Source organism: Streptomyces sp. Sge12 (assembly GCF_002080455.1).
Lineage (GTDB): Bacteria > Actinomycetota > Actinomycetes > Streptomycetales > Streptomycetaceae > Streptomyces.
In genome coordinates this window covers 7,754,264-7,767,372 of the sequence record NZ_CP020555.1, presented here as the reverse complement: position 1 = coordinate 7,767,372, position 13,109 = coordinate 7,754,264, and the positions used below count along the sequence as shown (strand labels likewise).

The window sequence follows — 13,109 nt, the reverse complement described above, 5'->3', positions numbered from 1 at the left end:
AGCGGGGGCGGCGGCCCGCCGGATCCGGGGCCGCATCCGGCCGGTCGTGTCCGCGGGGCAGCGGATCGAGGGAGTGCGCGCTATCCTCCGCGCCATGATTGACATGGACATGCAGCGGACGCAGCCAACGCGGCCGCGGCGCAGCCTTCGCCTCCTGGTGTGCCTCCTCCTGCTGGCCCTGCTCGGTACGGCGACCACGGCGGCCGCCGCACCCGGACCCGGGGCGGCCCCCGCCGCAGCCACGGCCCGCACCCGCGCGGCCGACGCCGCGACCCTCGCGCCGTCCGGGACCCCGGCCGCGGCCGCCGCCGCCCGCTGGGGCGACCGGCGGCTCGACGAGGTCGCCTTCCTCACCACCCACAACGCCTTCACCAACTACGAGGACTCACGCTGGAGTTCGGTCAACCAGTCCGAGTCGGTGCGCGCCCAGCTCGACAACGGCGTCCGCGGCCTGAGCCTGGACACCCACTGGTACGAACGCAGCACCTGGCTGTGCATCATCAGCTTCGGCAGCGACTGCTACCCCAGCGACGTGTACCTGTGCCACGGGGACTGCAAGACCTTCGCCGGGGCCACCTACGCCCTGCCGCGGCAGTCCTTCCACGGCACCATGCAGACCGTGGTGGACTTCCTCGCGGCCCATCCGCAGGAGGTCGTGACCGTCTTCCTGGAGGACTATGTCGGCGCCGATCAGTTGCAGCAGTCCCTGGGCCGGGTCAGGGGCCTGCAGGACATGGTGTTCCGGCCCGACGCGTGGGGCGTACGGCAGCACGGCTGGCCGAAGGTGGCCGACCTCGTCACCGCGGGCAAGCGCCTGCTGATCTTCTCGGACCGGTCCGACCGCGAGCACCTGGGCGTCATGTACGACAAGTCCTGGACCGTGAGCAACTTCTGGAGCCTCGGGGACCTGGGCAATGACCTCGCGTGCGTCAGCCGCTGGCCCGACGTACCCCTGGACCGCCAGGAGCCCGGATTCCGGCGCCTGTTCACGATGAGCCACCACCGCAACGTGCCCACCGTCCTCACCGCGGCCCTGGACAACGGCACCAAGCTGCGCAACCGCATCGCCGAGCAGTGCCGGTCCGCCACCGGGGGCCGGGACCCGAACTTCGTCTCCGTCGACTTCCACCGCCTGTCGGACGGGAGCGGCCACACACCGGCCTCGATCGTCGCCGAGCTGGGCGCACGCCCCTGATCCGTCCATCGGACTGCCGACCGGACCGGGTGGATCGTCCCGCGTCGACGCGGCGCGGCCCGCCCGGTCGGTCAGCCGGCCCTGCGTGCGCCCAGCGCCCGCCGCTCGTCCTCGGTCAGGCCGCCCCACACGCCGTAGGGCTCCTGCACGCGCAGCGCGTGGCTCAGGCACTGCGCCCGCACCGGGCACTGCGCGCAGACCTCCTTGGCCCGCCGCTCCCGCATCGAGCGGTCCTCGCCGCGCTCCCCCGCCGGGTGGAAGAACCGATCGGTGCCGAGCTCCCGGCACGCCGCTTCCTCCTGCCACTGCCACAGGTGCTCCGCACGGCCCGGCAAGCGTGCCACCTTCGACATGTCCGCGCTCCTCTCATCGGCTTGCGCACGTCCTCGGACGTCTCCCTCACGCGTCTGACCCGGGTACCCGTTCCGAAACGCCGTCCGCGTACGCCGGCGGAACGACGGCCGGGGAGGTGGAGACCCGGGGCAGGGCGTAGGGGTGCTTCTCGGCCAGCCAGGTGACCAGCTCCTCGCGCACCGCGCAGCGCGCCGTCCACAGGTCGTCGGGGTCCTTCGCCGTGACGATCGCCCGCACCACGATGGTGGAGGCGGTCGTGTCGGTGACGGACAGGTCCCACCCGCGGCCGTCCCACGCCTCGCAGCCGTCCAGGACCTCCTTGAGCTTTTCGCGCATCAGCGCGACGGGGGCGGTGTGGTCGCAGTGCAGGAAGACCGTGCCGGTCATCTGGATCCCGCCGCGCGACCAGTTCTCGAACGGCCGCCCGGTGAAGTACGAGACGGGCATGGTGATCCGGCGCTCGTCCCAGGTGCGCACGGCCAGGAAGGTCAGGGTGACCTCCTCGACCACGCCCCACTCACCGGCGACGACGACCGTGTCGCCGATGCGCACCATGTCCCCGAAGGCGATCTGGAAGCCGGCGAAGAGGTTGCCCAGGGTGGACTGGGCGGCGACGCCGGCGACGATGCCGATGATGCCGGCCGATGCCAGCAGCGAGGTGCCGACGGCACGGAAGTCGGGGAAGGTCAGCAGCATCGCGGCGGCGGCCACCACGACGACCACGGCGGTGACGATCCTCATGATCAGCGTCACCTGGGTACGGACCCTGCGCACGCGGGAGGGGTCGCGCGTGCCGAGCGCGTAGCGGGCGTACGAGGACTCGACCACGGCCGAGCTGACGAGGACGACGCACCACGCGCCCGCCCCGATCAGTACGAGCGTCAGGATCCGGCCCACGGCAGCCTCGTGATCGTGCAGCGGCTGCCACTCGATCTGCCGGTACACCCCGCGCAGCACCGCGGTGAACAGCAGCACCCGGACCGAGGTACGGCAGCGGCGCAGCATGCCCCACAACGGTGTCTCGGGCCGGCGGGCGGCCGCGCGCCGCAGCAGCAGGTCGGTGAGCCGGCTCACGACGAGGGTGAGCACGATCGAGCCGCCGAGGACGGCAACCAGTCGCAGAAGGCTGTTCATGTCTCCTCTGAGGTGGGTCTCGGTGACGAAAGGGGTCCGGGAGAGTCGGGGGGAGGGTGGAGGCGTCCACGGCGCGAGCGTGGGTACAAGCGCACCACGACATAGCGGGACATCGGAGCCGAGGACGAGGTGAGGGCGCAGTGCGGACCATCGGAGCGGACACCGGCGAGCGCACATGGGGCGAAGCACGGGGACCGACGTTTGCCCAACGTCGTCGGCTCTCCCTGCGCGGCGCCCGTCGGCAGGTCGCGCGGGGGCGCGCCTTCGCGCGTGAGGCGCTGGAGGACTGGGGTTGGGACGGTCAGGAGGCGTCCGAGGACGCGATCCTGGTCGTGTCCGAACTGCTCACCAACGCCAATCTCCATGCCGACGGCTGCCACGAGCTCCTGCTCCGCGGCGGGGATACGTTCCGCGTCGAGGTGTACGACGGGCACGGCGACCTGCGGCGGCTGGCGCCCGGGACACCGCGGCTGCGCACTCCGGGCGCTCCGGGCGGGTACGGCCTGCTGCTCGTGCGCAGGGTCGCCGACCTGTGGGGCGCCGAGGCCATCGCACAGGGCAAGGTCGTCTGGGCCGAGTTCGACGCCGATCGGCTGCGGTCGGGTGGTCCTGGTCCCTGGCGGACCTGAATCGGCCCGGACGGCCGCTCCGCCGAGTCGGTCAGTCCCGCAGCAGCTCCGCGCGCAGGGTGCCCAGGGTGCGCGTGAGCAGGCGGGACACCTGCATCTGGGAGAGACCGATCTCCTCGCCGATCTCCGCCTGGGTCATCTCCTGGCCGAAGCGCAGCTCCAGGATCTGGGTGCAGCGTTCGTCCAGGCCTGCGAGCAGGGGCGCGAGCGCCTGCCGGTCCTCGACCGCCTCCAGGGCCGGGTCGATGTCGCCCATGGTCTCGGCGAGGCTGCGCGAGGCCCGTACGGCCGTGGGCGCCTGGGCGCCGCCGGCCGCGTTGTCCTGGGACACGTCGAGGGACTGGGTGGTGTAGCCGTTGGCCGCGACCAGGCCCTGGCGGACCTCGTCCTCGGTGAGGTCCAGCCGCTCGGCGAGCTGCGCGGGCGTCGGCGCCCGATCCGTCTCGGCGGTCAGCTCCTCCGTGGCCTTGGCGAGCTCCAGGCGCAGCTCCTGAAGGCGGCGCGGAACCCGTACGGCCCACGTGGTGTCACGGAAGTGCCGCTTGATCTCGCCCGTGATGTACGGGAGGGCGAGCGTGGTGAGCTGGGTGTTGCGCTCGGGGTCGTAGCGGTCGATGGCCTTGATCAGGCCGATGATGCCGACCTGGATGATGTCCTCGTTCTCGGGACCGCCGGGGCGGTCACGGAACGGGCGGGCGGCGAACTGCACCAGCGAGATGTTCATCTCGATGAGCGTGTTGCGCACGTACTGGTACTCGCGGGTGCCCTCTTCCAGGCTGTGCAGCCGTTCGAAGAAGACATGCGTCAGCTCCCGGGCATCGCGGGTCGACAGCTCCCGAGGGCAGGGCACGTCCGGCAGCCCGCCCAGTCCGGGGGCGGCTGCGGCACCTGCGGTACCACCGGTGGTGGTCCTCGTCGGGGTCGTCGGGGTCATGGCCTCGGCCGTGGCCGTAAAGGTCATCGTCTTCGCTCCTTGGGCACGGGTGCTTGCGGTGCGTCTCGATAGCTCGGGTCGTGCGGAAGTCTGCCTCCGCTTCCCTGCACCTTGTCGGGGCCGAGGACAGACGTCAAGTAATACCGGAAAAGTGGTTCGGGAATTGCATTTCGTGAGTCATCCCTCAAGAATGACGGTGTGGAGAGCGAGCACACAGGCCACCGCCGCAACGGCTGGACCTTCCTGACGAACCACGCCCGGGTACTGATCGCCATCGCACGCGACCCGGGCATCCGTCTGCGTGACATCGCGGTGGACTGCGGTCTCACCGAGCGCACCGTGCAGGCCATCGTCACCGACCTGCAGGCGGACGGGTACCTGACCCGGATCCGGGACGGGCGGCGCAACCGCTACGTGGTCGCACCCGGCGCCCGCTTCCGCCACCCGGCAGAGGCGGGCCACGAGATCGCCGGCCTGCTGGCCTACCTGGCCGGCCCGCTGAGCACGCAGCCGGCGCCGTCCGCCGGCGGGGTGAGTGCCGGCGGGGTGAGAAACGACACTCCCGACGACAGCGAGCCCCACGCGGTGGTGTAGGCCGTCTGCGACGGCTCAGACCCGATGCGGCCGCACCCGGAAGTGGGCGCGCGCCTCGGGCAGGAACAACGGGACCGCGGCGGCCGCGGTGAGCAGCTCCGGGAGGGCGGCCACCGCCGGGCCGATGCCGAGCTGCGTCCCGCTCATACCGAGGTCGGTGGCCAGGAACAGCAGACTTCCGGCGCCCACGACACCGAGGACCGTCCGGGCCCAGCCGCGGCCGGCCCTCATCCTCAGCGCGACGGCCAGCCAGCCGGCGAGGATCACCAGCAGGACGCCGCCCGACAGCGCGAGCCGGCGCGCGGCGGCATCCGCTCCGGCGTAGGCGGTCAATTCGCCCAGGCCGGTGGGCTCGATCACGAACGCGCCGAGGGCCCAGTCCGCGAGGGTCGCAGCCATGGCGGCGAGCGTGAGCCACCATGCCGTCTCGATCTCCTTCGGGCGGACGCCCTCCGTCCCGCTGCCCGCGGTGCCGCTCATGCGCGTCTCCTCTCCTGCGCCGATCCCCGTCCGTACGCCCTGGGAGAGGAAGAAGCGAGCCGTCCGGTTCCGCGGATCGATCAAGTGGTGCGCCGGACGGCCGCCGGCCACCCGAACCGTACGGGGACGCCCGGCGAGTAGAGCACGCTCACCGGCGGTCCGGCCGGGGCGGGCAGACCGCCCGCGGCCACCAGGTTCTCGTCGCAGTCGAGCAGTTCGGCGCGGTGCAGCGGCCAACAGGGGTGCGCGTTCGGGAGGTACAGGGCTCGGCCGCGGAACTCCGTGTGCATGCCCCAGCGCGCGGTCACGAAGTGTTCCAGTTCGGTCGGCTCCGCGACGCGCTCGCCGATCCGGACGGCGATCCGGCTGTGCGCGCCGCGCGGGCCGGGCCAACGGCGGCTGCTGGCGTAGGTGACCGTATCGCCGTCATGACGGACCGTCATCCGGGACCAGACGTACGGCAGTCGGAAGGCGGCCCGGCCGACGGCCACCGGGATCAGCCGGGAGGCGTCGAGCGAGCGGAAGACCACCGCGCGGCGGCCGTGGGCGTCGACCGAGTAGAGGCGGACGTTGGTCTCCGGGAAGGAACCGAGGTAGGGAACGCCGGGCAGGCGCAACCAGCCGACCCGGTGCATGCGGAAGGCCACCAGGCCGACGTACGTGACCCCGTCCAGGGTGTCCGGCACGGTACCCGCCGGCAGCAGCGGGGCGACGTCGGCGGGGTCGGCGGCCCAGTGCAGGAAGGCGAGGTCGAGCCAGGACTGCGTGAGCAGGGGCCGGTGCGCCGTGTGCGGCGGGTCGGCCGTTATCGGCTCGGGGACGGCTGCGGGCGGCGGCGTCTGACGCATGCGGCCAGTATCCCCCGGCCCGTCCCTCCCGCGGCGCACCCGCCGGGGGCTGCGGTCCGGAGGGCGGGGCGGCCCGGAGGGCGGGGCGGCCCGGAGGGCGGGGCGGCCCGGAGGGTGGCTCAGCACCCTTACGGTCGGGCGGAGTTGGCGGGATGACGTTGCGGGGCGTCGGCAGTGACGGGCAGGAAGGCGCGCGCCCGGTGGTGCATCATCTCGGAGGGCCCCGACGGCGGGGCCACCGCGTGAAGGAGGCGTCGCATGCTGGAGTGGAAACGGATCAGCTCGGGCATGCGTCCCGTGCCGACCCCGGCGCCGACCGGCTCGGTCTGGGCCGCCGCGGCCCTCGCTGCCGTCGCCCTGGTCGCCGTGCTCAACTTCCTGGACGGCCCCGGCGACCCGCTGATCGACCTCCTGGCGCTCTCCCTCGCCGTGGCGGTGGTGAGCACCGGCGCCCGCCTCACCGCAGCGCCCGGCACGGCCCTGCTCTGCTGGCTCGTCCTGAACGCCTACGCGACCGCGCCCATCGGCCGGCTCACCTGGGACGCCCCCTACGACCTCGTGCGCCTCGCCTGTCTCCTGGCGGCGGCGAGCACGGGAACCGTCGTCGCGCGCCTCGCCAACGCGCGCGCCGCTCACCGCCGGCTCACCCCGTAGGGGAGGTCGTGCGCAGGACGCCTATCTTGTCGATGCGGTGCTCCGGGTTGCCCTGGGCGTCGCTCCAGTAGTTGCCCTCGGCGTGGTCCTCCGGCGTCGCGCAGGTCGAGATCGTGATCATGGCCCGGTCCGGGGCCGCCCCCGGCTGCCCGGGCACTGCGGCGCGCTGTTCGCTCAGTGAGCGCTCCGACCGGAAGGACGTCTTCCGGGTGGCGGTGATCTCGTACGTGTACACCACCCCGCCCGCGGTCACGAGGACGGTGTCGCCCGGCTTCACGGAGGGCAGGTCACCCAGCGGGCCGCCGGCCGACAGGCGGTGCGCGGTGACGAGGAAGTTGCCCACCTGCCCGGGCCCCACTCCGCCCCGCTTCCCGTACGGACTGGCGGCGACGCCGAGGTCCTGGATGCGCGTCCCCGGGACGTCGTCGGTGGTGCCCTCGTACGGCACCACGCGCAGCCCGGAGACGCCCACGGAGGGTATGGAGAGCATCGATTCCACGGGCGCGGAGGGCGGGGCGGGGGCGGGTGTGGGGGCAGCGGCGGGGGTGAGCGTCCGCCCGGGGGTGGCGGGCGCGGAGGTGGCGGGGACCGCCGGACCGGCGGCGACCGAGGGCGTGCACGCCACCAACAGGGCGGCCACGGCACCGGCGAGCACGGCGGGAGCGGCGCGGTACGGGAACGGCAGGGGCATGGGCGTGTTCCGTGTCGGTCGATCGGCCGGGGGATGCGGCAGGCGGGTGAGCCGATGCGCCCGGCCAGAGTGACATACGGAGCAAGCGGTCCATAAGGGCCCAACCCTGTGACCTCGACGGCACCTCACCGGAAGTCACGGGAACTTCTTCGCGCCCCTCCCCGACCACCTCGCCGGAGGGAGTGCCGTCCCGGCTCCGGCACAGCATGATCGGCACCTCGTCCGTCTGGAACCGAGTACAAGAATCCGGAGTGACGATGACGGACCGGCCCCAGTACCCGAACCCGGTGATCACCACCCTGAAGCAGTGGGCCCCGCCCCCGGCGCTGGTCGGCTTCCTGGCACTCCTCATATGCATGTTCGCCGCGGCGTACGCAGTGGGCGCCTCCGCCGGGCCGGTGGCCCCCGGCATGCGGTCCGGCGAGATCGACGCCCCGGCGTTCGACGGGGACCTGGGCCGGCCGCACGGGCACAGCGGCGGTACGGGCACGGGTGGCGCGGGCGGCACGCGGTGACGGCCGAGCGGACGCAGCCGCAGGCGCAGGTGGTGGCGGGGACGGGGGCGGCGGCGGGGACGGGGGCGGTGACCACCGACCTGATCGTCGGCGGGATGACCTGTGCGGCCTGCGTGAACCGGGTCGAGAAGCGGCTGGCCAGGATCGAGGGCGTCCGCGCCACGGTCAACCTGGCCACCGGACGGGCCCGGGTGAGCCATCCGCCGGGGGTGACCACGCAGGACCTCGTCGCCGCGGTCGAGAAGGCGGGCTGCACCGCCGAGCTGCCCGCACCTCCCGTGCCCGCGCCTCCCGTGCCCGCGGAGAACAGCACACCGGCGCCCGAGGGCGGGTCCCCCGGGTCCCCCGGCCGGGAGGAGTCGCAGCGGCTGCTGATCACCGCCCTGCTGTCCGTTCCCGTTCTGGTGCTGTCGATGGTGCCCGCCCTTCAGTTCCGCAACTGGCAGTGGCTGTGCTTCGTCCTGGCCGCGCCGGTCGCCGTCTGGGGCGCGTGGTCCTTCCACTCCCGGGCCCTGCGGGGACTGCGGCACGCGGCGGCGACGATGGACACCCTGGTGTCGCTGGGCGTCGTCGCCTCGTTCTCCTGGTCGGCGTACGCACTGTTCCTGGGCGGGGCGGGCGATCCGGGGATGCGGATGCCGTTCAGCCTGCTGCCCTCGATCGGCGGGGACGTCGCGCACATCTATCTGGAGGCGGCCGTCGGTGTCCCGCTGTTCGTTCTGACCGGGCGATTCCTCGAGTCCCGGGCCCGCACCGGCACCGGTGAGGCGCTGCGCTCGCTGGCCGGCCTGGCGGCCAAGGACGTGACCCTGTGGGAGGACGGCCGCGAGCGGCTCCTCCCGATCGCGCAGTTGCGGGTGGGGCAGGAGTTCATCGTCCGGCCGGGCGAGCGGGTCGCGACGGACGGAGTGGTGGCCTCCGGCGGTTCGGCCCTCGACCTCTCCCTGGTCACCGGCGAGAGCGAACCCGTCGAGGTGGGCCCCGGTCGGGCCGTGGTCGGCGGCGCCGTCAACGCGGGCGGACTCCTGGTCGTCCGGGCCACCGCGGTCGGCGCGGACACCCAACTCGCCCGCATCACCCGCATGGTCACCGAGGCGCAGGCCGGAAAGGCCCGGGCCCAACGCCTGGCGGACACGGTGGCCGGTGTCTTCGTCCCGGTGGTCCTGGCCCTGGCCGCGACCGTCCTCGGCTTCTGGCTCGGCGCCGGGGCCGATCCGCAGGCAGCCGTCACGGCCTGTGTGGCCGTGCTCGTCGTGGCCTGTCCCTGCGCGCTGGGGCTGGCGACTCCCACCGCCCTGCTGGCGGCCACGGGCCGGGGCGCGCAGCTGGGTCTGCTGGTCAGCGGCCCCCGGGCCCTGGAGACGCTGCGCCATGTCGACACCGTGGTCCTGGACAAGACCGGCACGCTGACCACCGGCCGGATGACCGTCGCGCGGGTGACACCGGTGCCCGACGGGATCGGCCGGGAGCGGGCCCTGTGGCTGGCCGCCGCGGTGGAACAGGGTTCCGAGCACCCGCTCGGCCGGGCCGTGGTCGCGTACGCACGGCAGGAGGTCCGGCATCGGCCACCGGGCGAGGTGAGCGGCTTCCTGGCCACGGCGGGCATCGGTGTGACCGGGGTGGTGGAGGGCCACCGGGTGGAGGTCCGCGCCGCCGGCGCGGACCTCCACCCGTCGCTGGACCGGGCCCTGGTCGAGGCGGAGGCGGTCGCGCACACGCCGGTCCTGGTACGGGTGGACGGCGCCGACCAGGCGCTGATCTCCCTCGGGGACGTTCTGCGTCCGGGCAGCTACCGGGCCGTCGACCGGTTGCGGCGCCTGGGCGTGGAGCCGGTACTGGCCACCGGCGACCGCCGGGCCACCGCAGCGCGTGTCGCCGCCGCGCTCGGGATCGCGGAGGTGCACGCCCAGTGTTCGCCGCAGGACAAGGCGCGGCTGGTGAAGGAGTTACGCGGACGGGGGCGCCGGGTCGCGGTGATCGGCGACGGGGTGAACGACGCTGGCGCCCTGGCCTGCGCCGACCTCGGCATCGCCATGGGGAGCGGAACGGACGTGGCCATCGGCGCGGCGGACGTCACGCTGGTGCGCGGCGACATCGAGGCGGTGGCCGACGCCGTCCGCCTGGCGAGGCGGACCCTCGGCACGATCAGGGCCAACCTCGTCTGGGCCTTCGGCTACAACGTCGTCACCGTGCCGCTCGCCGCGGTGGGGTTGCTCAACCCGATGGTCGCTGCCGTCGCGATGTCGGCGAGTTCCCTGATGGTGGTGGGCAACAGCCTGCGGCTGCGTACCTGGCAGCCCGCGCCGTACGCCCGCCGGACGGGAGGTACGGGCCGATGACGCAGTCACCTTCGGCGCAGAGCCAGGACCAGTGGCGCCCGACCGCCCGGCGCGTGCGCGAGGCGGTGCGGGCCGCGGTCGTCCCGGTGGCCGCCTGCGCGGTGGCGCTGGCGGGTCTGACGATCTGGACCTCGACCGGCGCGGCGGGCAGCCCGCCGCAGATCGCGGCCGGCAACGGCCGCGTGTTCCTCCCGTACGGCATGAGCCGGGACACGGCCGCCTTCTTCGACATCACCAACATCGGTGGAGCGGACGACCAGTTGACGGGGGTGACCTCACCGGCGGTGGAGGATGCCCGGCTGAGCCGGCACCGGAGCCCCGGCCTCGGGGCGGACACCATGGGAATGACCGCATCGGTACGGATATCCGCGGGCGGCACGCTCACCATGTCCCCCTTCGACGTGAGCGTCATGGCGCGGACGAGGACCGGCTGGCAGGCGGGCGACATCGTGCCGTTCGTCCTCCACTTCCGGCACAGCCCGCCGGTGACGGTGATGACGGTGGTAGTCCGCCCCGGCAGCTGAACCGCCGCCACCGCCGGCTGGCGGGACGGCACCGCGCAGCCCTCCGCATCAACCCGGGGCGGCCGGGTAGCCGCGCAGGGAGCGAACGACCCCCATGCGAGCGGAGGTGGCGACCGTGAACACCCGTCCCGACGACCCCGTACCGCCCAACCCCACGCCGGCGCCCGGGCCGGGCCCCGGGCCTGCGCCCGGTCCGCTGCCCGGGCCCGTGCCCGCCCCGGGTCCCGACCCGGTACCGCCGGCTCCGCCCCAGTCCGAACCCGATCCGCAGCCGGCGCCCGCCCCGGGGCCCGATCCCCGTCCGCAGCCCGGCCCCCTGCCCGGGCCGGTGCCGGCTCCCGAACCCATCACCTGACGACCGGCCCGACGTCCCGCGCGCGAGCTCTACGGGTCCGCCCCACGGGGCCATCCCGGTGAGGCCGGACCCCCGGGAGGTTTCAAAGGCGCCGTCCGGGCAAGCAGCAGCGCATGGCACGACGGCAGGCAAGCGATCCCGGCTAGCGTCCGGAGGGACACCGTGAGCAACCATTCTCTCGCTCCGTCGGAGTTCGCGACCACGCCCGGAGTCCCCCTCCCCGGGGGCGACGGTCCGGACGGGAACCTCCCGCACGACCACACCCAGGCGATCCTGGAGACCACCAAGCGCGTGGCCGCGCTGCTGAAGGCGTCCGGGCAGCCGTTCGCCCTCGCGGGCAGCGTGGCCGCCTTCGCACACGGCGTGCCGGCAGGCTTCCAGCACGACACGGACTTCTGCGTCCGGCCCGAGGACGCGGACGCCGTGATCCGGGCGCTGGAGGACGGCGGCATCGCCATGCGCCGCGCTCCCGAGGACTGGCTGGTCAAGGGCCGGGCGGGGGGCGAGGAGATCGACCTGATCTTCGAGCTCGCCCGCCGTCCGGTGAGTACCGAGCTGCTGGAGCGGGCCGTGGTCCGGCCGGTGGACTCGGTGTGGATGCCGGTCCTGGCGCCCACGGACCTCATGGATGCCCGGCTGACCGCACTGTGCGAGCACTACTGCGACTTCGGCGACCTGCTGCCGATGGCCCGGATGCTGCGCGAGCAGATCGACTGGGACCGGCTCAACCGCGCCCACCGGTCCGCACCGCTGCCGGACGCCTTCCTGTACCTGCTGGAACGGCTCCAGATCACCGATTCCTGGGAGGCGACGTCGTGACCTCGATCGACCTCATCGAATACCGCGCCGAGCACCTGAGGGAACGCCTGGCGGGCGAGGAGATCTCCGAGCTCGGCGTCCGCGTCGAGGCGCGCGGCGCAGGCGTACTGGTCCGGGGCAGCGTGAGCAGTGGAGAGTGCCGCGCCGAGGTCCTGCGCATCGCGCAGGAGGAGCTCGTGGGCGTCCCCTGGCGCGAGGACGTCACCGTGTGCTGCCCCAGTCCTCCCGACCGTTCGGAGGACCTTCCGTGATCCGCGTCGCGGCTGTCGGGGACATCCATCTCGGCCCCGGCAGCGAAGGGCTGTTGCGCCCCGCCTTCGAGACGCTCGAGGACTGTGCGGACCTGCTGCTGCTCGCCGGCGACCTGACCCGGCACGGCACCCCGCAGGAGGCGCACGTGGTGGCCGGGGAGGTGGCCCGGCTCCCGGTCCCGGTGATCGCGGTGCTCGGCAACCACGACTACCAGAGCAACCGGCAGGCGGCCGTCACCCGTGTGCTGGCCGAGGCGGGGGTACGCGTCCTGGAGGGCGACGGCGTGCTGATCGACGTGGACGGCGCAAAGGTCGGGATCGCCGGGACGAAGGGCTTCGGCGGCGGTTTCGCGGGGCGCTGCGGCAGCGAGTTCGGCGAGCCCGAGATGAAGGCGTTCATCCGCTACACCCGGCACTGCGCGGACGAGCTCGCGCGATCGCTGCGGGAGCTCGCCGAGGCGGGCAGTGACCTGCGGATCGCGCTGACCCACTTCTCCCCGGTGGCGGACACCCTGGCGGGCGAACCCCCCGAGATCTTTCCCTTCCTCGGGAGCTATCTGCTCGCGGAGGCGGTCGACGAGGCCGGCGCCGATCTCGCCGTACACGGCCACGCCCATCTGGGCACGGAGCACGGAACGACGGCCGGCGGGGTGCGCGTGCGCAACGTCGCGATGCCCGTCATCGACAGGGCCTTCGCCGTATACCACCTGGGGGCGAAGGAGCCGATCGACGGCGCCGACGGACACGGAGGGTGAGGGACGGCCACGAGCCGTACTGCTTCAACCTGGCGGGA

Annotated in this window: 16 protein-coding genes; 10 read left to right on the top strand and 6 right to left on the bottom strand. The window is 73.4% G+C overall.

Features of this window, described 5'->3' with window-relative positions:
* Positions 1-94: 94 nt before the first annotated feature.
* Positions 95-1,195, top strand: coding sequence for a PI-PLC domain-containing protein (locus B6R96_RS34865; protein ID WP_159396430.1), 1,101 nt, complete (start codon positions 95-97; stop codon positions 1,193-1,195).
* A gap of 71 nt (positions 1,196-1,266) precedes the next feature.
* Here B6R96_RS34865 and B6R96_RS34860 read toward each other — a convergent pair whose 3' ends face one another.
* The gene (locus B6R96_RS34860) at positions 1,267-1,548 is read right to left on the bottom strand and encodes a WhiB family transcriptional regulator (protein ID WP_053703093.1); all 282 of its coding nucleotides are present in this window, start codon (positions 1,546-1,548) and stop codon (positions 1,267-1,269) included.
* A gap of 46 nt (positions 1,549-1,594) precedes the next feature.
* Positions 1,595-2,683 (bottom strand): mechanosensitive ion channel family protein, encoded by a 1,089-nt coding sequence (locus B6R96_RS34855; protein WP_081524761.1) that lies wholly within the window; start codon positions 2,681-2,683, stop codon positions 1,595-1,597.
* 140 nt (positions 2,684-2,823) lie between these two features.
* Between B6R96_RS34855 and B6R96_RS34850 the strand changes: the two genes are divergently transcribed.
* Positions 2,824-3,312 (top strand): ATP-binding protein, encoded by a 489-nt coding sequence (locus B6R96_RS34850; RefSeq protein ID WP_234437795.1) that lies wholly within the window; start codon positions 2,824-2,826, stop codon positions 3,310-3,312.
* 31 nt (positions 3,313-3,343) lie between these two features.
* On the opposite strand, the gene B6R96_RS34845 is transcribed toward B6R96_RS34850, so the two are convergent.
* Entirely contained in the window at positions 3,344-4,273 is a 930-nt protein-coding gene (locus B6R96_RS34845) for a SigB/SigF/SigG family RNA polymerase sigma factor (protein WP_234437796.1), read from the bottom strand.
* A gap of 171 nt (positions 4,274-4,444) precedes the next feature.
* Here B6R96_RS34845 and B6R96_RS34840 point away from each other — a divergent pair, with 171 nt between their 5' ends.
* Positions 4,445-4,840, top strand: coding sequence for a helix-turn-helix transcriptional regulator (locus B6R96_RS34840; protein ID WP_081524760.1), 396 nt, complete (start codon positions 4,445-4,447; stop codon positions 4,838-4,840).
* A gap of 15 nt (positions 4,841-4,855) precedes the next feature.
* Here B6R96_RS34840 and B6R96_RS34835 read toward each other — a convergent pair whose 3' ends face one another.
* A complete protein-coding gene (locus B6R96_RS34835) occupies positions 4,856-5,320 on the bottom strand; it encodes a hypothetical protein (protein ID WP_159396429.1) in 465 nt (154 codons plus the stop codon).
* Between the two features lie 80 nt (positions 5,321-5,400).
* Positions 5,401-6,168, bottom strand: coding sequence for a YqjF family protein (locus tag B6R96_RS34830; protein WP_030386693.1), 768 nt, complete (start codon positions 6,166-6,168; stop codon positions 5,401-5,403).
* Between the two features lie 258 nt (positions 6,169-6,426).
* Between B6R96_RS34830 and B6R96_RS34825 the strand changes: the two genes are divergently transcribed.
* Positions 6,427-6,822, top strand: coding sequence for a DUF4118 domain-containing protein (locus B6R96_RS34825; protein WP_030386692.1), 396 nt, complete (start codon positions 6,427-6,429; stop codon positions 6,820-6,822).
* On the opposite strand, the gene B6R96_RS34820 is transcribed toward B6R96_RS34825, so the two are convergent.
* Positions 6,812-7,513 (bottom strand): class E sortase, encoded by a 702-nt coding sequence (locus B6R96_RS34820; protein ID WP_081524758.1) that lies wholly within the window; start codon positions 7,511-7,513, stop codon positions 6,812-6,814. The two genes, B6R96_RS34825 and B6R96_RS34820, sit on opposite strands and share 11 nt — an antisense overlap.
* 257 nt (positions 7,514-7,770) lie before the next feature.
* Between B6R96_RS34820 and B6R96_RS34815 the strand changes: the two genes are divergently transcribed.
* From B6R96_RS34815 to B6R96_RS34790, 6 genes are all read left to right on the top strand, one after another.
* A complete protein-coding gene (locus B6R96_RS34815) occupies positions 7,771-8,028 on the top strand; it encodes a hypothetical protein (protein ID WP_053170449.1) in 258 nt (85 codons plus the stop codon).
* Between the two features lie 95 nt (positions 8,029-8,123).
* Positions 8,124-10,367: a heavy metal translocating P-type ATPase gene (locus B6R96_RS34810; protein WP_081525403.1), complete on the top strand. Its 2,244-nt coding sequence runs from the start codon at positions 8,124-8,126 to the stop codon at positions 10,365-10,367.
* Positions 10,364-10,891 carry a copper chaperone PCu(A)C gene (locus B6R96_RS34805; protein ID WP_081524757.1) on the top strand — a complete coding sequence of 176 codons (528 nt, stop codon included), beginning with the start codon at positions 10,364-10,366 and terminating at the stop codon, positions 10,889-10,891. Before B6R96_RS34810 ends, B6R96_RS34805 begins: the two co-directional genes overlap by 4 nt.
* Positions 10,892-11,408: 517 nt before the next feature.
* Complete coding sequence (locus tag B6R96_RS34800; RefSeq protein ID WP_051779297.1) at positions 11,409-12,065, top strand: nucleotidyltransferase family protein; 657 nt, start codon at positions 11,409-11,411, stop codon at positions 12,063-12,065.
* Positions 12,062-12,316, top strand: a complete 255-nt coding sequence (locus B6R96_RS34795; RefSeq protein WP_030386686.1) for a hypothetical protein — start codon at positions 12,062-12,064, stop codon at positions 12,314-12,316. Before B6R96_RS34800 ends, B6R96_RS34795 begins: the two co-directional genes overlap by 4 nt.
* Positions 12,313-13,071 (top strand): metallophosphoesterase family protein, encoded by a 759-nt coding sequence (locus tag B6R96_RS34790; protein ID WP_081524756.1) that lies wholly within the window; start codon positions 12,313-12,315, stop codon positions 13,069-13,071. Before B6R96_RS34795 ends, B6R96_RS34790 begins: the two co-directional genes overlap by 4 nt.
* Positions 13,072-13,109: the final 38 nt, after the last annotated feature.

Coding starts and splice junctions, on each gene's coding strand:
- B6R96_RS34865 (WP_159396430.1), top strand. CDS start 95: ATGATTGACATGGACATGCAGCGGACGCAGCCAACGCGGCCGCGGCGC.
- B6R96_RS34860 (WP_053703093.1), bottom strand. CDS start 1,548: ATGTCGAAGGTGGCACGCTTGCCGGGCCGTGCGGAGCACCTGTGGCAG.
- B6R96_RS34855 (WP_081524761.1), bottom strand. CDS start 2,683: ATGAACAGCCTTCTGCGACTGGTTGCCGTCCTCGGCGGCTCGATCGTG.
- B6R96_RS34845 (WP_234437796.1), bottom strand. CDS start 4,273: ATGACCTTTACGGCCACGGCCGAGGCCATGACCCCGACGACCCCGACG.
- B6R96_RS34835 (WP_159396429.1), bottom strand. CDS start 5,320: ATGAGCGGCACCGCGGGCAGCGGGACGGAGGGCGTCCGCCCGAAGGAG.
- B6R96_RS34830 (WP_030386693.1), bottom strand. CDS start 6,168: ATGCGTCAGACGCCGCCGCCCGCAGCCGTCCCCGAGCCGATAACGGCC.
- B6R96_RS34825 (WP_030386692.1), top strand. CDS start 6,427: ATGCTGGAGTGGAAACGGATCAGCTCGGGCATGCGTCCCGTGCCGACC.
- B6R96_RS34820 (WP_081524758.1), bottom strand. CDS start 7,513: ATGCCCCTGCCGTTCCCGTACCGCGCCGCTCCCGCCGTGCTCGCCGGT.
- B6R96_RS34815 (WP_053170449.1), top strand. CDS start 7,771: ATGACGGACCGGCCCCAGTACCCGAACCCGGTGATCACCACCCTGAAG.
- B6R96_RS34810 (WP_081525403.1), top strand. CDS start 8,124: ATGACCTGTGCGGCCTGCGTGAACCGGGTCGAGAAGCGGCTGGCCAGG.
- B6R96_RS34805 (WP_081524757.1), top strand. CDS start 10,364: ATGACGCAGTCACCTTCGGCGCAGAGCCAGGACCAGTGGCGCCCGACC.